This window comes from Arthrobacter sp. PsM3, assembly GCF_030433895.1.
Classification (GTDB): Bacteria; Actinomycetota; Actinomycetes; order Actinomycetales; family Micrococcaceae; genus Arthrobacter.
Window position 1 is genome coordinate 120,309 of sequence record NZ_JARUXE010000005.1, and the last position, 17,314, is coordinate 137,622.

At 65.2% G+C, this 17,314-nt stretch carries 14 protein-coding genes and 1 pseudogene; 10 read left to right on the forward strand and 5 right to left on the reverse strand.

Going from position 1 to position 17,314, the window contains the following annotated elements; all coding sequences use genetic code 11:
* Nucleotides 1-172: 172 nt before the first annotated feature.
* Nucleotides 173-742: a hypothetical protein gene (locus QCD75_RS03865; protein ID WP_301225893.1), complete on the forward strand. Its 570-nt coding sequence runs from the start codon at nt 173-175 to the stop codon at nt 740-742.
* A gap of 112 nt (nt 743-854) precedes the next feature.
* Here QCD75_RS03865 and QCD75_RS03870 read toward each other — a convergent pair whose 3' ends face one another.
* The 3 genes and pseudogenes from QCD75_RS03870 to QCD75_RS03880 form a co-directional block, all read right to left on the reverse strand.
* Entirely contained in the window at nt 855-1,031 is a 177-nt protein-coding gene (locus QCD75_RS03870; protein WP_301225895.1) for a CsbD family protein, read from the reverse strand.
* 124 nt (nt 1,032-1,155) lie between these two features.
* Nucleotides 1,156-1,260, reverse strand: a pseudogene (locus QCD75_RS22360) (GNAT family N-acetyltransferase); the annotation flags it as partial.
* 263 nt (nt 1,261-1,523) lie between these two features.
* A complete protein-coding gene (locus QCD75_RS03880; RefSeq protein WP_301225897.1) occupies nt 1,524-2,729 on the reverse strand; it encodes an MFS transporter in 1,206 nt (401 codons plus the stop codon).
* Nucleotides 2,730-2,987: 258 nt separating this feature from the next.
* On the opposite strand from QCD75_RS03880, the gene QCD75_RS03885 reads away from it, so the two are divergent.
* A complete protein-coding gene (locus tag QCD75_RS03885) occupies nt 2,988-3,317 on the forward strand; it encodes a hypothetical protein (RefSeq protein ID WP_301225899.1) in 330 nt (109 codons plus the stop codon).
* A gap of 198 nt (nt 3,318-3,515) precedes the next feature.
* On the opposite strand, the gene QCD75_RS03890 is transcribed toward QCD75_RS03885, so the two are convergent.
* On the reverse strand, nt 3,516-4,400 hold the full coding sequence (locus QCD75_RS03890; RefSeq protein ID WP_301225901.1) for an aminoglycoside phosphotransferase family protein: 885 nt from the start codon (nt 4,398-4,400) through the stop codon (nt 3,516-3,518).
* Between the two features lie 190 nt (nt 4,401-4,590).
* Between QCD75_RS03890 and QCD75_RS03895 the strand changes: the two genes are divergently transcribed.
* From QCD75_RS03895 to QCD75_RS03910, 3 genes are all read left to right on the forward strand, one after another.
* Complete coding sequence (locus QCD75_RS03895; RefSeq protein WP_301225903.1) at nt 4,591-4,791, forward strand: VOC family protein; 201 nt, start codon at nt 4,591-4,593, stop codon at nt 4,789-4,791.
* Nucleotides 4,792-5,146: 355 nt separating this feature from the next.
* Nucleotides 5,147-5,704 (forward strand): hypothetical protein, encoded by a 558-nt coding sequence (locus QCD75_RS03905; RefSeq protein WP_301225905.1) that lies wholly within the window; start codon nt 5,147-5,149, stop codon nt 5,702-5,704.
* Entirely contained in the window at nt 5,701-8,559 is a 2,859-nt protein-coding gene (locus QCD75_RS03910) for an ATP-binding cassette domain-containing protein (protein ID WP_301225907.1), read from the forward strand. Before QCD75_RS03905 ends, QCD75_RS03910 begins: the two co-directional genes overlap by 4 nt.
* Here QCD75_RS03910 and metH read toward each other — a convergent pair.
* Nucleotides 8,549-12,199 carry a methionine synthase gene (gene metH, locus QCD75_RS03915; protein WP_301225909.1) on the reverse strand — a complete coding sequence of 1,217 codons (3,651 nt, stop codon included), beginning with the start codon at nt 12,197-12,199 and terminating at the stop codon, nt 8,549-8,551. The two genes, QCD75_RS03910 and metH, sit on opposite strands and share 11 nt — an antisense overlap.
* Before the next feature lie 62 nt (nt 12,200-12,261).
* Here metH and QCD75_RS03920 point away from each other — a divergent pair, with 62 nt between their 5' ends.
* The 5 genes from QCD75_RS03920 (at nt 12,262) to QCD75_RS03940 (ending at nt 17,267) form a co-directional block, all read left to right on the forward strand.
* On the forward strand, nt 12,262-12,540 hold the full coding sequence (locus QCD75_RS03920; protein ID WP_301225911.1) for a hypothetical protein: 279 nt from the start codon (nt 12,262-12,264) through the stop codon (nt 12,538-12,540).
* Between the two features lie 441 nt (nt 12,541-12,981).
* A complete protein-coding gene (locus tag QCD75_RS03925; RefSeq protein WP_301225913.1) occupies nt 12,982-13,176 on the forward strand; it encodes a hypothetical protein in 195 nt (64 codons plus the stop codon).
* 77 nt (nt 13,177-13,253) lie between these two features.
* On the forward strand, nt 13,254-13,466 hold the full coding sequence (locus QCD75_RS03930; protein WP_301225915.1) for a hypothetical protein: 213 nt from the start codon (nt 13,254-13,256) through the stop codon (nt 13,464-13,466).
* A gap of 28 nt (nt 13,467-13,494) precedes the next feature.
* On the forward strand, nt 13,495-15,270 hold the full coding sequence (locus QCD75_RS03935; RefSeq protein ID WP_301225917.1) for a DUF6895 family protein: 1,776 nt from the start codon (nt 13,495-13,497) through the stop codon (nt 15,268-15,270).
* A gap of 11 nt (nt 15,271-15,281) precedes the next feature.
* On the forward strand, nt 15,282-17,267 hold the full coding sequence (locus QCD75_RS03940) for a S8 family serine peptidase (protein WP_301225919.1): 1,986 nt from the start codon (nt 15,282-15,284) through the stop codon (nt 17,265-17,267).
* Nucleotides 17,268-17,314: the final 47 nt, after the last annotated feature.

Here is a 17,314-nt window from a genome sequence, read left to right on the forward strand (position 1 = left end):
TCAAGATAATGAATTTGAGGGTAGTTGGCGGAATATCGGTCCCATGCAAACCCGTGCGGCGTTACAGCCCTACCTCCCGGGCCGGTCGCCTGTACCGTCGCTCGGATGGCTTCGTGATGAGGCACAATGGCTGGACGAATCAGATCCGTCCAGGACGTAACGGGGGTAGGCAATGGACTCGGTCGCAATATGGGCGATGTTTGCCGCCATTAGCAGTGCCGTCGCCGCATTTATTAGCTGGATGACAGCTCACACAGCGCTGAAAACGGCCCGGCGCCAACATTCTGCTGCGTTGTTAGCCGACCTCACCATGGGGGAGGTTGCCGCCGCCCGAAACGTTATCGGCAGCTGGCTTTATGGCAGCCATGAACAGCATTCACCAATCAGCAAACCGGAGCTGATACGCGCCTACTACGTAGTGGCGTGGGCCCTTGAACGCCTTGCAGTCGCCAGAACGGCACTGGGGGCAATGCGGTTTGGCGATAGGAAAGCCGTGGACGAGTTAGATGCGAGGCTCAAGTGGCATGTCGAGGAGCAAGCGCCAAACCTCCGCTTCATCGCTAACCACGTGAAGACTATGGATAACAAAGAAGTTGAGGGCTCTTTGCACTCAATTCAGAGGGAACTCAAATACCTCGAAACTAACGTGATTCGCCTCGTGGCACCGTGTGACGGCCCGGGGTGTTGGCGCCAGCCCGGCTTCGAGGGAGTCAGGCAGAACGAGCTGGTCGACAACCGTTGACTCCCGAATCAATGGCCGCACCCTGAACCGGTCCACGTAGGTCGCCTTCGCCGCCTGCAGGATCTCCTCCTCGGTGGCAGCCGGCGGGATTAGGTCCCGGTACCACCGATGGTCAGTGCCTCTTGAAAGCGTCCTTCACCTTTTCGCCAGCCTGCTTCAGGTTCGCCTTGACCTGGTCACCCTTGCCTTCGTTCTTGAGGTGCTTGTCACCGGTTGCCTTGCCTGTGGCTTCCTTGGCCTTGCCGGTCAGCTTTGTCGCCGCGTTGTGAATCTTGTCGCCCAGACCCATGGTTTCCTCCTTGGGGTGCTACCTCGACGGGCTGCCGAGGGGTCACAAATTCATGCTATCCGCCGCCCGGCGCGGCGGCCATCCTCACCCCCGCAGCGCCGGGACCGTGCACAACGTGCCCGTTTCAGAGCTCGCGGTAGTAGTACAGCATTGGGTCTGTCTGGTTGGGTTCGGTGATGGTGAACCCGTGTGACTCGTAGAAACGGCGCGCATCCGTGTCCTCGCCATCAGCAACACCGCTTGCCTGCTCGCCGATCAGCAGGACGACCACGTCGTCCCCCGCAGGAGCAGCGGCAACCGCGATTGAAGATCTCCAGCGTCCGGGGTCGGCGTCGAGAACTCAGTGTTGAAATCATAAAGCAGCTGGGCAACCACAGCGGCGTCGGCCGTCGTCGCCCGCCGCGCAGAACCGCCGGAGGTCACGACCTCATCTTGAGCACCGAGCGAAACCGTGTCCACCCTGACCTCCAGAACGCGTGGCTGAAGAGCGGATCACGGTGAACCGCTGATCACCCGGTCACGTCCAACCAGCAGACCCGTCACCGCGAGAACCGCCATGATGCCCGCGGTGACGAGGAGCGGAAGCGTCCAGCCTCCGCTCACGTCACGAAGACCACCGAACATTACCGGCCCCACCGCAGCGAGACCGTAGCCGACAGATTGGGCCATCCCGGACAACGACGCTGCCTGTGGGTAATTCACGGTCCGGAGGCTGAACAGCGACAGAGCGATGACAATGAGGCTCCCGCACCCGATGGCCCCAAGAAGGACCCACAGCAATACGAGGTCCGGCGCCAGTGCCAGCCCGAGAAACGTCACGAACGTGAGCCCGCCGCTCGTGAAAGCAACAAGCCGCTGGTCCGAACCACGGTGAAGGATCCCCCCTGCGGCAAGGCTGGCGAACACGCTGATGAGCAGGAATACGGACAGGTGGACGCCCGCAGTAGTGGCGGGAACCCCCTGGCTTTGTTCGATCGTGGGCAGCCATGCCATCAGGACGTAGAAGGCGATCGATTGCAGTCCCATGAAGATTGTCACCTGCCAGCCCAGGGCTGATGCCCAGGGCGACCGGTAAAAAACCTTCGGCGTCGTGGCGTGCGCGGCGCCTGACCTGTGCTGGCGCAACCACGGCAGGAGCACCGCCATGGCGATGAGAGCCAGCCCCACCCAGATTCCGAGGGCAAGCCGCCATCCCGCCGGGGACGTTTGTGCCACAGGGACGACGACGGCGGCCCCGATCGCGGCGAAGGCGGCCTGTGTGGCGGTGTAGCCTCCGGTGACCTGGCTGACCCTCATCGGAAAGTCCCGCTTTACCAGGGAGGGCACCAGGACATTGAGAAATGCGATCGCCAAGCCGATCAGCGCGGTGCCCGCCCAGATGACTCCGGGCAACGGCAAGGAGCGAAGCACGATGCCTGAGGCGAGGATCAGCAGGGACACCCACAGTGCCCGGTCCAGGCCCAGGCGGGAAGCGAAGCCCGGCGCCATGGGGGAGAAGACTGCGAAAGCAATGAGCGGAAGCCCTGTGAGGAACCCTGCTGCGGCACTGGATAACTCAAGGTCGCTGCTGATGTTCCCAAGTACCGGTCCCACGCTGACAAAGGACACCCGAAGGTTAACTGCGACGAGCAGAACGCCGATGAAAGCGACGCCGAACCTGGCAGTGCGGTCCGGCGCGTTCCGGGTGGCAGCGGGCATGGTGCGTTCTTCCATCCTTTGGGAGGTGAGGAGCGCCCTCGCGCCTCCTACGAGTCCACCTTGGTCAGTTTAAAGTAGACAAGGTGTTTCAATATGCCGACAACCTACCCTATGCCGGGCCGGTTGCCGTCCCTTGCGCCCGCCTCGCACGTGACCGCTTCCACGCTAGCTGGCGTTTATCAAGTTTCAAGGGGACGGCACGGAACAGCAGGCATAAGCTGATTGAAGCACGTCTCTTCCAGCGCCGGGAAGGTCATCATGGACTCTGAAACCGCCGAAGTGATCGATCATGATGTCACCACCATCACCTGTGTGTGTGGCAACACCGTCAGCAAGGACGGGTTGATCCAGGCCAACCCGCAAGGCGTCCCCGTCTACATCGGAGACAACACCCCGGTCCCCGCCGGGTTGGCCGAATGGCCGGCGGATGAGGATCTCTACACCCTGTGTCCCTCCTGCGGCCGCGTGTACTGTGACTCGGTCATCGAAGAGACAGGAACCGCGCCCGTGGCTTTCCGGGTCGACGTCACCGCTGGCCCGATTGCTGAGGCCATCCGGGTCCATTGGAAGCTCAGCACCCAGGAGTGAACCTGGTGAGCGGACCACGGCGGGACCTCCCGCCGTCGTCCGCTTCCGTCTGGTGCCTCCTGGCTGAATGGGACCTTGTCCCAGGCCAGCGCAGCCCTAGATTGTGCCGATCCCCGGGAACGTGCCGCATTGGCGTGCAGGGAAACCGCTACAACGACACGCACTTGGCTCTCGTCGGACGGTGACTTGCTGGCAAAGTCAGTCTTCCAGGATCTGCCTGATCCCGAACTCTCCCACGGCGAACATCCGCGGATTGTCGTCGGAGTTGCTCAGCAGGGCGGTGGACAGGATGAGCGCCCAACCCCGTGCCCTCACCCAGGTGTCCTCTTCCACTGCGGGACCACAGGCGTCCATAAAGCGGTGGCGGGCGCCGGCGTCGAACATCAGCCATGCGACCGCAAGATCCACAGCCGGGTCCCCTGCCCCGACGTCGCCGAAATCGATGACGCCGGCCAGCGAGCCGTCGTCCGTCAGCAAGACATTGCCCGGGTGAAGGTCCCCGTGGAGCATCATCAGCGGACCGTCCCAGGCCTTAGCCGCGCAGGTCTGCGCCCACACCGCTCTCAGCGCTGCTGCCTGCGGGTAGCGTTCGCGGACCCCGAGCCGTTCCACTACCGCGGCGTCACGCTCCAGTAGCGGCACGCCGCGGAAAGGATTCACCGGGACGCCGGTTTCGGCGGGCACGTGCAGGGCGCGGAGGAAATCGGCCAGACCTTCAGCGGCCGGCCCACGGCCTGCGGGGCCGACGTCGGCCGCGGCGGCTCCGGGGACCCACCGCACGATGCTCCACGGCCAGGGAAAGTCCGACGTCGGCCGGCCGGCATGGACGGGGACAGGAACCGCCACCGGGGAACGGCGGGCGATGTCGGGCAGGTAGCGCTGCTCATGACGTATCAGCGATACGGCCTCCGCCCTGCGCGGCAGCCGGACGGCCAGGTCGTCGCCGAGCCGGAAGGTCGCGTTGTCCCAGCCATTCGTGACCCGCGCTAGACGACGATCGGCGAGATCGGGCCGCTGGTCCCGGACAAGGCACTGGACGACGGCGTCATTCACTTCCATCGTGGCTGGTGGCATTCCCGCCATCCGGAGATCCGCCTTCCTTGTCCTGGTCTAGCCATTGCGGCATCGATGGCCCTGGAACCGGATCAGAAAATGGTCCAGTGGTCGAAACCAGTATCGGCCCGCAATGCCGCCGGTGACCAAACGAAGTTTTTTGGGGAGCCGCCGACGGCGGAACCTCCTGAGCGGGCCAACCAGTTCAGCGGGCCGGCCGATGCCGGATGGCGCCAAACCGGGGCCGGGAGGATGGAACCGCATCCACCTCATCGTGGAGGACATCGACGCCGAGGTGGAACGGCTGCGCGCCGCCGGCGTCAGCTTCCGCAACGACATTGTCACCGGACCTGGCGGCCGACAGATCCTGCTGAAGGACGCGTCCCGCAACGTAGTGGAGCTGTTCCAGCCCGGCAGGTAATTAGAGGAAGGACCCGTCCCCGCAGGATTCACCGGGCAGGGCGGCTGCGGGGAAAGACAGTTCTGGCCACTTGCTGCGCGGCGACGACGGGCGGATCTGGGGCATCGACCACGGACTGTGCTTCTCGGCGGCCTATAAACTGCGGACCGTGAGCTGGGACTTCGCAGGTGATCCCATCCCGGATGCCCTGCTCGAGGGCACCGCTCCGCTCGCAGAGGCCGTACCGACGGTGCCGGCCAGCCGCCGTCGAAGGTGGCAAGGGCCTGCTGGTTGCGACGTTGGCTTACCAGGAGACCTTACGTCACACAACGCGACGGCCTCCGCATCCGGATCAGCAACGCCCTACCCTTGACACGTGACTTTGACTAAGATCCGCACCGCCGCCGCGAGCTCCCTCGCCGCTGCCGGTCTCCTGTTTACCCTCGCCGCCTGTTCCACACCGGCCGCCCCCCAGGCAACCACCTCTGCCCCGGCGCCTACTGCAACGGCTTCATCCAGTGCCGCCTCCGAGCCCTGCGCCGGTGTGAAGGTCATCATCGATTCGGGCGCCCTGAAGCAGGCTGCCGCCGATTCCTCCGTTTGCGTGAGCGTGAACGGGCCGACGCCCGCTTCCAAGGTGCTCGACGAGGCAAAGGTGAAAACCGAGGGCACTGCCGACTATCCCAACGAACTGGTCTGCCGAGTGAACGGTGTGCCCGCCGCAGACCTCGACATCGCCCACAAGGGCGGCACGTACCGGGAAGACTGCAGCAAGATGCCTGCCGCCTTTGCCTACTGGGCGCTCTGGGTTAAGCCGGCCTCCGGTGACTGGGCGTACGCGCAGGAAGGCCTGGCCACCTTGCAGGTAAGCCCGGGCGAGAGCCTGGAACTGCTCTACACGGTCGACGGCGAACCGGCCGCCCCCGCGGCATGACCTTTCGACCCGCGCCGTTACGCGCGGCGGCGATCCTCGCCGTCGTCTTCATCGCGGCGCGGGTCATCTACCGCATCCTCTTCAACGGGGCGGGCCTTGGCGAACCGGTCCTGCTCGACCTGCCGGCGGTCCGGCTGCCCGCCCCGTACGCCCACGTCGTCCTCCTCGGTCCGGTTACGGCGCCTGGCCTGTGGGCGGCGGTCCTGTCCGCCCTGCCGATTGCCGGGATGTTCCTCGCTTTCGGGCTGCTCAACGCCTGGGTGGATGTGGCCCGCGGCTTCGTGCACCTGGCCCGCCGCGGCCCCGTGCAGGGCCTGGCCCGGACGCTCGTGGTGGCGTGGGCAGCGCTTCCGGCGCTTGCCGACGCCGTGACCTCCGTCCGTCTGGCGTTCCGGTTGCGGGGCGAACGCTTCGGACCCCGCGCCCTGGTGCCGGTGCTCGAGCGCACCCTTGAGCACGCGGGCCGGGTTGCCGCGGCCCTGGAGCTGCGCGGCTTCGGGAGCGGGGCAGCACACCAGCCCGGCCAAGGTACCGAATCACCGGTTCTCGTCCGGGACGCACACTTCCGCATCGGCGACGCGCAGGTCCGCGTCGCCGGATTCACGCCGTCGAGCGGGTCCATAAACGTCATTACCGGGCCAACGGGCTCCGGCAAATCCACCATCCTGCGGGGTATCGCCGGCCTCCTTTCCCACGTAGACGGTGGAGAAATTTCCGGCACCGTGCGCGTCGCCGGAACGGACCGTGCCACCACGCCGCCCCGCGACACCGCCCGCCTCATCGGCGTCGCATTGCAGAATCCCCGCGCAGCATTTGCCAGCACCCGGGTCCGGGACGAAATCTCCCTCGCCCTTGAGCTGCGCGGCATGGCCTCCGGGACCGCCAAGGCCCGGGTACTGGAGGTCGCGGAGCGTATCGGGGTGTCGGCGCTGCTGGACCGGAATGTCAGCACCCTCTCGGCGGGTGAGGCAACGCTTGTGGCCATCGCCGCCGCCGTGGTGGAGCATCCGGCCCTGCTCCTGGTTGATGAGCCCCTGGCGGACCTCGACCCCGCAGCCCGCGGGCACGTCATCGCCGTGCTCAACGACCTCGCCCGCGATGACGGTGTCTGTGTCATCGTGGCGGAGCACCGGGCTGCCCAGCTCGTCCCGGTGGCCGATTCGTGGTGGACCATCGACGACGGCGCCCTGGTGCCGGGTGCCGTGCCATCCGCGCCTTCATCCCCTGCCGTTGCCCGTCCAACGCCGGCGGAGCCAGCGAAGCCGGCGCCCGTGCTGGTTGCGGCAAATCTCGCGGTGCACCGCAGGGGCAAGCCACTCGTGCGCGAGGCATCCCTGACCCTGCACCGCGGTGAAGTGGTGGCCCTGGTGGGGCCGAACGGTGCCGGGAAATCCTCCCTCCTGGTGGCGATTGCCCTCGGTGAGGGCACGGTCGAGGGCGGCACGGTCGACGGCGGCCGGATCGCCCTCGTGCCGGACGCCTCGGACGACCTCTTCACGAGGGATACCGTGGCGGGAGAGCTCCACGCAGCAGAGCGGCGCCAGGCGCGTGCCGTGCGCCGCTCAGACCGGCGCAATGACCAGCTTCCCCCAAGGCCCGCGGCGTCACACCTGGCCCGTCTGCGCGGAGAGGTCCGCATTCCCATTGGGCACGAGCATCCCCGGGACCTCTCGGCAGGAGAGCGCCGGATCCTTGCCATCGCGCTGCAGACCATGGACGACCCCCAGGTACTCCTGATCGATGAGCCCACCCGAGGACTCGATCCTGCAGCGCGCGCAGCAGTTTCGGCGGCATTGCAGGCGGCAGCGGACTCCGGCGCAGCGGTCCTGATCGCCACACACGACCTCGACTTTGCCCACGGCCTCGGCGCCCGGATCCTCCCGATGCGTGACGGCGTCGCACCTTCTGCTCTGCTTGCCAATGCGCCGGAACCGCCACTCCCCCTTCGCCCGCAGGCAAATGCAGGGCGGAGGCCACGGGTCATTGAACAAACAGCCACCCAGAGCCCGGCCAGGGAGCGCCGCATCCGGATGCCGCGGGGCGTCGAGCTCGCGGTTCTCGCAGCCGCAAACCTTCTGGCCCTCGCAGCGTTCTGCTGGCCGTTGCTCGCCGCGGCCTTCCCGGAGGACGCCGCCGTGGCCCTCCCCTACGCGGCGTTGGCCATTGCGCCGCTCGCCGTCATCGCCATTGTTGTGTCCCTCGACGGTTCGGTCCGCTCCGCTCACACGGTGGCGTTGCTCGGCGTCCTGGCCGCAGTGGGTTCCGCGGTGCGGGTGGCAAGCACCGGCGTCGGGGGCGTGGAGGCAGTGTTTATCCTGCTGATCCTGGCCGGCCGGGCCTTCGGTCCCCGTTTCGGCATGCTCCTCGGCGCCGCCACCATCGCCCTCTCAAGCGCTTTGTGGGGTGGCATCGGGCCATGGACACCGTTCCAGATCTTCGCCTGTGCGTGGGTGGGCGCCGGGGCCGGCCTGCTCCCCCGGCATGTGCGGGGCAAAGCCGAGCTGTGGATGCTGGGCGGCTACGGCATCCTGGCGTCCTACCTGTTCGGCCTGCTGACCAACCTGTGGTTCTGGCCCTTCGCGGTGGGCGCCGGCACCGGCATCTCCTACGTACCCGGCGCGCCGCTGGACACCAACCTCAGCAGCTTCCTGCTCTACTCGCTTCTGACGTCGACGGCGGGCTGGGACACCCTGCGTGCCATCACCACCATCATCGGCATCGCTGTGGTGGGGCGGGCCATTCTCGCCGCACTCCGTCGGGTGAAGCCGGTCTCCAGCGTGCTTCCTGGACCCGGCGGGCAGGCCGCGCAGGCTCCGTCCGCCGAGGCCAGGGACCGGCTCCAACTCACACCTTGAAGTACTTCGCCTCCGGGTGGTGGAACACAAAGGCGTCGGTGGACTGTTCAGGGTGCAGCATCAGCTCATCGCTCAGGATCACGCCCATCCGTTCGGGTTTCAGGAGCTCCGTCACCTTGCGGCGGTCCTCCATGTCCGGGCACGCGGGGTAGCCGAGCGAGAACCGCGCACCGCGGTAGTCGAGCTTGAACAGCCCGGCCTTGTCCTTGGGCTCCTCGGCCGCGAAACCCAGCTCCGAGCGGATGCGTGCATGCCAGAACTCTGCCAGCGCCTCGGTGAGCTGCATGACCAGGCCGTTGAGTTCGTAGTAGTCGCGGTAGTGGTTCCCGGCGAACAGCTCGGACGTCACCTCCTCGATCTTCGAGCCGGCGGTGACCAGCTGCACTGGCAGGACGTCGACCTGCCCCGATTCGCGCGAGCGCACAAAGTCGGCGAGGCACAGGTGCCGGTCGCGGCGCTGGCGCGGGAAGTCGAAACGCAGCCGCTCGGTGCCGATCGGACCGCCTGAACCGCCGTCGGGGGCGAGCAGTCCCGCGGTGCCGAGGACGCCGTCGCGGTCCTCCCCGTGGTGCAGCACCACCACCTGCTCCCCCTCGGAGACCACCGGGAAATAGCCGTAGGCGACGGACGCGTCGAGCATTCCCTCGCCGAGTATGCGGTCCAGCCAGTACCGCAGGCGCGGCCGGCCCTCGCGTTCCACCAGTTCCTCGTAAGAGGCGCCGTCATCGCCGCGGCCGGGCTTAAGCCCCCACTGCCCCATGAACGTGGCGCGTTCGTCGAGGAAGGTGGAGTAGTCGTGGAGCGAGACGCCGCGCACGATGCGCGTGCCCCAGAACGGCGGCGCCGGCACGGGGTTGTCGGAGGCGACGTCGGACCGGCCGGGCATCGCCTCCGGCTCGGTCACCGTGAATCTCGGGCCGCCTTTATGGATCCGCTTCTTCAGCGGCGGGAGGCCGACGGCGTCGGGGTCGGCGCCGCGGGCCACCTGCACCAGCGGTTCCATCAGTGCCAGGCCCTCAAAGGCGTCCTTGGCGTACCTGACGGTTCCTTCAAACTGCTCCGCCAGGTCCTGCTCCACGTAGGCGCGGGTCAGGGCTGCGCCGCCGAGGATGATGGGCCACTTCTTCGCGAGGCCCCGGGACTGGAGTTCGGCAAGGTTCTCCTTCATCACCACGGTGGACTTCACGAGCAGCCCTGACATGCCGATCACGTCGGCGTTGTGTTCCTCGGCCGCGGCCATGATCTCGGCGATGCCCTGCTTGATGCCGATGTTGACCACTTTGTAGCCGTTGTTGGTGAGGATGATGTCCACCAGGTTCTTGCCGATGTCGTGCACGTCGCCGCGCACGGTGGCGATCACCATGGTGCCCTTGCCCGAGGAATCCGATTTCTCCATGTGCGGCTCGAGCAGAGCGACCGCGTTCTTCATCACCTCGGCGGACTGCAGCACGAACGGCAGCTGCATCTCGCCGGCGCCGAAGCGCTCACCCACAACTTTCATGCCTTCGAGCAGCTGGTCGTTGATGATGCCGAGCGGGGTCATGCCCTCGGATCGCGCCAGGTCGAGGTCCTCTTCGAGTCCCTTGCCTTCGCCGTCGATGATGCGCCGCTGCAGGCGTTCGCCGGTGGGCAGCGCCGCGAGTTCCGCGGCGCGCTGGTCCTTCAGGGCTGCGGTGTCGACGCCGGCGAACAGGTCCAGCATGCTGTTCAGGGGGTCATACGTGACGTTGCCGTCGGCGTCGTATTCGCGGCGGTCCCAGACGAGGTCCAGGGCCACCTTGCGCTGCTCCTCCGGCAGGGACGCGAGCGGCACGATCTTGGCCGCGTCGATGATGCCGCTGGACAGGCCTGCCTGCACGGCCTCGTGCAGGAACACCGAGTTCAGGGCCATGCGCGCTGCCGGGTTCAGGCCGAAGGAGACGTTGGAGACTCCGAGCGTGGTGTGGATGCCGGGGTACTTCGCGGTGATCTGGCGGATGGCCTCGATCGTTTCGATGCCGTCCCGGCGGGTTTCTTCCTGGCCGGTGGCGATCGGGAAGGTCAGGCAGTCGACGATGATGTCCTCCACGCGCATCCCCCATTCACCCACCAGGGAATCGATCAGGCGCGAGGCGATGGCCACCTTGCCCTCGGTGGTGCGTGCCTGGCCGTGTTCGTCGATGGTCAGGGCGATCACGGCGGTGCCGTGTTCCTTCACGAGCGGCATGATGCGCCCGAAGCGGCTGTCCGGGCCGTCGCCGTCCTCGTAGTTGACGGAGTTGATCACGGGGCGTCCGCCGATGTGTTCGAGCCCGGCCTGCAGCACCTGCGGTTCGGTGGAGTCGATGACGAGCGGGAGCGTGGAGGCCGACGCGAAACGAGAGACGATCTCCTTCATGTCCGCGACACCGTCGCGCCCCACGTAATCAATGCAGACGTCGAGCAGGTGCGCGCCGACGCGGACCTGCCCGCGGGCGATGTCGACGCAATCATCCCAGCGCTCTTCAAGCATGGCCTGGCGGAACGCCTTCGAACCGTTGGCGTTGGTGCGCTCACCAATGGCGAGGTACGCGGACTCCTGGTCGAAATTCACATGATGGTAGAGGGAAGCGATGCCGGCTTCACGCTCGGTGGGAACGCGGCTGCCGTCGGCACCCCTCCCGCCGCTGGTGACGGCCGCACTGTCGCGCAAGGGCGCAAGACGCTCGACGACGGCGGCCATGTGCTCCGGCGTCGTACCGCAACATCCGCCCACCAGACCCAGGCCGAATTCGCGCACGAACTGCTCGTGCGCGGTGGCGAGTTCGGTGGGCGAGAGCGGATAGTGCGCGCCGTTGGCACCAAGGACCGGCAGTCCGGCGTTGGGCATGCAGGCGATCGCCACGGAGGACTGCTTGGAAAGGTGGCGCAGGTGCTCGCTCATCTCATCCGGCCCGGTGGCACAGTTCAGGCCGATGGCATCGACGCCGAGCGGCTCGAGCGCGGTGAGCGCGGCGCCGATCTCGGAGCCCATCAGCATGGTTCCGGTGGTCTCGACGGTCACCTCGACGAAGATCGGGAGCCGGATGCCGCGGGCCACGATGGCCTGTTTGCAGCCGTTGACCGCGGCTTTGGTTTGCAGGAGGTCCTGGCTGGTTTCGATGAGGAAGGCGTCCGCTCCCCCGTCGATGAGGCCCTCGGCCTGCAAGGCGAAGGTCTGCTTGAGGTGGTCGTAGCTGGTGTGTCCGAGGCTGGGGAGCTTGGTGCCCGGCCCCATTGAGCCCAGGACCCACCGCATCCGGCCGTCTGTTTTTTCTGCGGCTTCGGCGCGTTCGCGGGCGATCTCCGCGCCCTTCCGGGCGAGCTCTTCAATCCGGTCATCGATGCCGTAGTCGGAGAGGTTTGACCAGTTCGCGCCGAAGGTGTTGGTTTCCACCGCGTCGACTCCCACGGCGAAGTACGCATCATGGATGTCCGCGAGGACATCCGGCCGCGTGGCGTTGAGGATCTCGTTGCAGCCTTCCAGCCCCAGAAAGTCGTCTTCGAGCGACAGCTCCCGCCCCTGCAACATGGTGCCCATCGCCCCATCGGCAATGACGACCCGATGGTTCACTGCATCCAGCAGTTCCTGCGAACGGACGGGACGGAGGACGGAGTCAATATCGAGCGCAAAACGAGGCATCTAAACAGACTACGGGCGGGGCCCGAAACATTGCGCCGTGTTTCCGTGTACTACGACGGAGGGTGCGCAGTTCTGCCTGCCACAAGTCGGAGCCGTCGACGGCGGGACTGCCGGCCTTCGTCCGCCGCGCCCCTACAACGGGGCTGCGCGAGGTGGCGGTCGCCGGGGTTCCCGTTCTGCCCGATCTCGCGGTCACGCGCGGCCGGCTGCAGCTGATCGCCGAACACCCCAAGCTGGCCTGCCGGGGCTACGAGGGCCAGGAGCCGCAGCGGGACAGCACCCGGGCATACCTGGTTCGGTCGGTGTCCGCGACGTGGCGGGGTATCTGTGCGCCGCACTGATCGGCGCTACGTTTGAGTCCTGGATGCAGTGGGCGGCGGGGATGGATCCGGTGCCGTATTTGGTGGCCGCGGGTTGAGGTGCTGCGTCTGCCAGCCAACTAGTGGTAGCGAACCAGATCAAACGCTCGGGACTTGAACAAGCATCCCGAAACTTCGCTACCGTCGCCGATATCGGATCTTATGTAAAGTAGAATCGATATCGGCGTCTGAGATCAGCCTGTAGGGGCTATGGTCTACCCTGGCCGGCCAGCCAATGCATTCGGGCGTTGCCGTGTTTCCGATTCTGTTGCCAGGCGGCAACGCCGATAGTCAATCATTGCCCTTCGGTGCAGGCTCTCATCCGCTGCGAGAATCGAGCGGATGACGAGTCATCTCGGACTATTGCATCCGGCAATGACAGCGCCTACTCTAAACTCATTCCGGCACGATAAGGGAGTTGAAATGGCCGAATTCACCGGAGTTCCGAGTGTCGAAGACATCATGTCCTCACTTGCCACGCAGAGCATTTTTGACTTGCCGACTCTGGCCCGCCGACTCATCCAAGACGCGGAGACACGCACCGAGAACGAGGATTCACCTTACGTCGGTGACATGTTCATACATTCCACTTACGTCTACGTGCACAAAGAGGAATGATGTGCCATCGCATGGTGCGTGCGGAGAACTATTAACTTCACATCCATTCCTCAATAAACTAGCCACCGGGAGTTGGCATGGCCGACACAGCCTCTACGCAGATCCAAGGAGTTCCCTCGATCGAGGATGTAATGGCCGCCTTGGCCAAGCAGAGCATCTTCGATCTCCCCACACTGGCCCGCAAGATCGTCGAGACGTCTCAGCAACATGCCGACGAGGAAAACGCGCCAAGCGTGACGGACCTTTTCGTACACGACACGTACGTGCTCTACCACAGCGAAGACATATAGGACGCCCTGGACCGGATTGACTGCGGTGTTGCAGTCTTCAGCAGCGGCGTCAGCCTTGGACTGGCTTGCCCTGCAGCTGGATTACTTCGTGCCGCAGCAGGATAGGAAAACCGCGTCGCGGAATAAACCGCTGCTTGAATTGATCGTCCTCATGGTGCACGGCCTCAGGCGTGGACTGCTTGACCAAAACCCCAGCGCAACCCGGATCATAGACCGACTGACCGTGTTCGCTCAGGGACACGAGCTTCGCAACCGTCCTGTCCGTAATAGCAACGAATTGATTCTGCGAGCCGGTCTGTGCGCATTTCTCAGGATCACCAACCGTCCGGACCTGGCACATGAGGCTGTGCTCCAACGGACGATTGATACCGGTCTGCTCGACCAGAGCGGGCGTCTTCCGCACCACATGATGATTGAGCGAACAGTGCTCGACTGGGGCGGGTTCAGCCACCGGCTGCCCCCGCTGGCCGAGCTCACGACTTCGTCGGTTCTGGTCCGAAAGCCCGATGCGCTCTACCAGACGGAGCAGTCGATCTACGAATTGACCCACGACGTGATGTTTGGCTATACATTTGGTGACCGTCCGCCGAGTGAACTGACCCCAAGTCAACTCGCCCAACTGAACCGGATCCTGTCCGACGCGCTTATGCGTTTTGGACGCCAGGGGCACTGGGATCTGGTGGGTGAGCTGCTGTTGGCCTGGGACTGTTTGCGTTTCGAATACGATGCCATCTACGAGAATGCCTGGTCAGAGCTCATTGCCGCCCAGGAAGTCGACGGCTCGATAGTGGCGATCGAGCCGGCGGACACCGAAACAGACGAAATCCACACCGACAGCCAGTCGCCGGCCCGGCGGCGCTTCGCCGAGCGCTACCACAGCACCCTGGTACTCGTCCTCGCAGCCATGAGCAGGACCGAACGTGACGCGCCGGCCGATCCTGACCACAAGATTCAGACCGTCCGGCCCCGCGCTGACCACGCTAGCTCGTCCTCCACGAGCCAGGGTGCCGACTGGTTCGCCGCCGTCCTCAAGTCACCGAATTTAACCCTGACAGCAGCGATGGGCGGGCTCGTCGGCCTGACCCTGATCAGCGCCATCGATGATCGTGCCACCGTCCTGGCGGACGGCGCCATCAAACCGCTCTTCTCGCGTCTGCACAGCAGCGCCCAACTCGCGGGTGTCCCGGCGGCTCTTACTTTGGCAGTTTTCGCCGTCTTACGTAACCGCGGGCTGGACGTTCCCATCATCACCGGTTTCGTGGACGGAATCCGATCCGTTGTGGACACCCCAACGTCCGGTAACACGCCCAGGTGGTGTGAGGAACGGGCGATACTTGCCCGGCTCGGACTGCTGCCGACCGCCAAGCTCCCTGCGCCCGCGGAATTCTGGCACGCCCTGACCGGACGGCACGTTGATCCCGAGCACATCATGCGACTTGCCGCTGCACACAGTGACGCGTCGTTGTTGGAGCCGGATCGCACGGGGGCACGCCGCCTTGAATCACTCGGGATCGACACTCTCCGCCGGTCAAATCTGGTCGCCGGGTGCGCGCTGCTGCGTAGCGCGCACACGCTCGGACCACTGGACCGCGACCGGGCTCGGTCCGTGACCGCGTTCCTGCAAGCGCAGCAATGCCCCGACGGCGGTTTCGGCGTCATCCCTTCAGCCTCCGACCTCGGTGCGATGGATCCGGATATTGACATTCGGCTACCGATTTCACTGGCCGTGTGGTGGACCCTTGCCGAGATTAACACCTCGTTTCGCCTGTTCTCGCAGCCACTCAACCGAAGGGCCACTCCATGAATCAGCCGCGCATGGATAACGTCATCTCGATCGCTGGACGTACCCTCGATCCGCTCGTCGAACAGGACATCCAGTCAAACGTCAATGAGCCTGTCGACCTGTCAGGCGAACCAGCCTGGATCGTTCAGTTCTTCGAGACCCTTTCGGCTGAGGCAACCGATCAGCTGCGCTCCGAATTCGGCCTGAAACTTGCCGAATACGTGCCCCGCAACTGCTACATCGAGGTGCTCGCCCCCGCGACAGCAGCACACCTGCGAGGCGACGACCGGGTGCGGGCCGTCATGCAGATGACCAACGATCTCAAGGTCTCTGCCGAGCTACGCAACGACGAGCAGGTGAACGAGCCAACCGCCTCCGGACCCATCGACGTGATTGCCTTTAATGCACAAGCAGAGTCGGTACTAGCCCAGGTTCAGCGGCTAATTCCGCCGGAGCGGATCGTCGCCGTCATCGACGAACGGCCGCTCGGAGGCAAATTCCTGATCCGGATCACAGGCAACTCAGCGACTGCGGCCCGCATCGCTGAAATGCAAGGTGTCCGTTGGGTCCAGGAGGTGCCCGAGACCAGTGAAGACCGAAAGGACATTGCAGGGGATCCGATGCTCACGACCGCGGGTCGGATACCGGAGATCGAAAGGCTGCGCCTAACGGGCGCCGGCCAGGTGATCGGAATCATCGATAACGGTCCACCGGACCTCGACCACTGTTTCTTCATTGACACTGAGAATCCACAGCCCGGACCCGAACATCGGAAAGTGGTCCTGGTACGTAATTCCGATCAGAGGCCGACGGGCAAACACGCCACATTCACTTGCGGTATCGCGGCCGGCGATGAAGTGGGCAGCCCCGGCATGAACCCCCAGCGAGGAGTTGCCTCCGGCGCCCGATTGGCATGCGGCAACGTCAGCGACGTCAAGACCACAAGCACCATAATGATCGAACTGGCCGCTGCCTCCGAGAGCGGCGCGATAGTGCACAGCAACAGTTGGCACGCCAAGCCTCAAGGCGTCGGCCGCCCAGCGACCTACGATGCGCACTCCGCAGGCGTAGACACCTTCACCTCCGCGAACGAAGATCATGTCGTCGTCGGGTCGAGCGGAAACAGCGACGAGGAGCAGGGTCCGCCGGGCACAGCGAAGAACGCACTGTGTGTCAGCGCGACAGCGGTGGGCCAACCCGGTGACACCGTCGGCGACGGCAGCCCGGGACCAACCGCCGATGGACGACGAAAGCCGGACCTGACCGGTGTCGGATGCGGCGTCGTGTCCGCTCACATCGGCACACCGTGCGAGCTCAGCCCCGCGTCCGTCCCTTGCGCGAGCAGCTATGCCACCCCATGGGTAGCCGCTGTTCTGACCCTCGTCCGTCAACAACTCACCGAGGGGCGGTACCGGGACGGAGACCAGCGGCCCGAAGAAGGATTCGTACCGACCGCTGCCCTGATTCGGGCGATCGCACTCAACTCGGCGGTGGCGGCCGGCAATAATTCCGACATTCCGAGCCGCACACGGGGGTGGGGTGCACTGAATCCCCTTGCAGCACTGGGACAGCACGCACCACGCCTCCTGCTCGACGTGCGAAATGCGGATGGGCTCGTAACCGGCACGACATGCCGACTCCAATTCTCTCTCGCACAAACCTCCCCTCTCGCCGTAACGCTCAACTGGACGGAGCCGCCGGGCACGATTGGCTCCGACAACAGCATCGTCAACGATCTCGATCTCCGGGTGACCGCACCTGACGGTGAGGTATTTCTGGGGAACAATCTCGTCGCTGGCCAGTCTGCGCCCGGCGGCGTCCCGGACACGCTCAATCCAACCGAGATGGTCGTTGTGGACGGTGCCCAACCAGGTCAGTGGACCGCCGAGGTGATTGCCACCGAAATCAACTTCGGGCCCACTCAAGGGTTCGCACTCGTTGTCAGCGCAGCGATCACGCCCGATTCGGAATCCACTGATAGCGAGCGGCGGGTTCGGCAGACGCGCCCTATCCCTTAGCGCGGCGGGTGTCCAAAACCCTGTCCTCACCCGCCCGGCGCCCAAAG

Bases quoted from the DNA above. Each gene is read 5' to 3' on its own strand.
- QCD75_RS03880 (WP_301225897.1), bottom strand. From the start codon at position 2,729: ATGCCCGCTGCCACCCGGAACGCGCCGGACCGCACTGCCAGGTTCGGC.
- QCD75_RS03890 (WP_301225901.1), bottom strand. From the start codon at position 4,400: ATGGCGGGAATGCCACCAGCCACGATGGAAGTGAATGACGCCGTCGTC.
- QCD75_RS03940 (WP_301225919.1), top strand. From the start codon at position 15,282: ATGGATAACGTCATCTCGATCGCTGGACGTACCCTCGATCCGCTCGTC.
- QCD75_RS03895 (WP_301225903.1), top strand. From the start codon at position 4,591: ATGCCGGATGGCGCCAAACCGGGGCCGGGAGGATGGAACCGCATCCAC.
- QCD75_RS03870 (WP_301225895.1), bottom strand. From the start codon at position 1,031: ATGGGTCTGGGCGACAAGATTCACAACGCGGCGACAAAGCTGACCGGC.
- QCD75_RS03885 (WP_301225899.1), top strand. From the start codon at position 2,988: ATGGACTCTGAAACCGCCGAAGTGATCGATCATGATGTCACCACCATC.
- QCD75_RS03910 (WP_301225907.1), top strand. From the start codon at position 5,701: ATGACCTTTCGACCCGCGCCGTTACGCGCGGCGGCGATCCTCGCCGTC.
- metH (WP_301225909.1), bottom strand. From the start codon at position 12,199: ATGCCTCGTTTTGCGCTCGATATTGACTCCGTCCTCCGTCCCGTCCGT.
- QCD75_RS03930 (WP_301225915.1), top strand. From the start codon at position 13,254: ATGGCCGACACAGCCTCTACGCAGATCCAAGGAGTTCCCTCGATCGAG.
- QCD75_RS03865 (WP_301225893.1), top strand. From the start codon at position 173: ATGGACTCGGTCGCAATATGGGCGATGTTTGCCGCCATTAGCAGTGCC.
- QCD75_RS03925 (WP_301225913.1), top strand. From the start codon at position 12,982: ATGGCCGAATTCACCGGAGTTCCGAGTGTCGAAGACATCATGTCCTCA.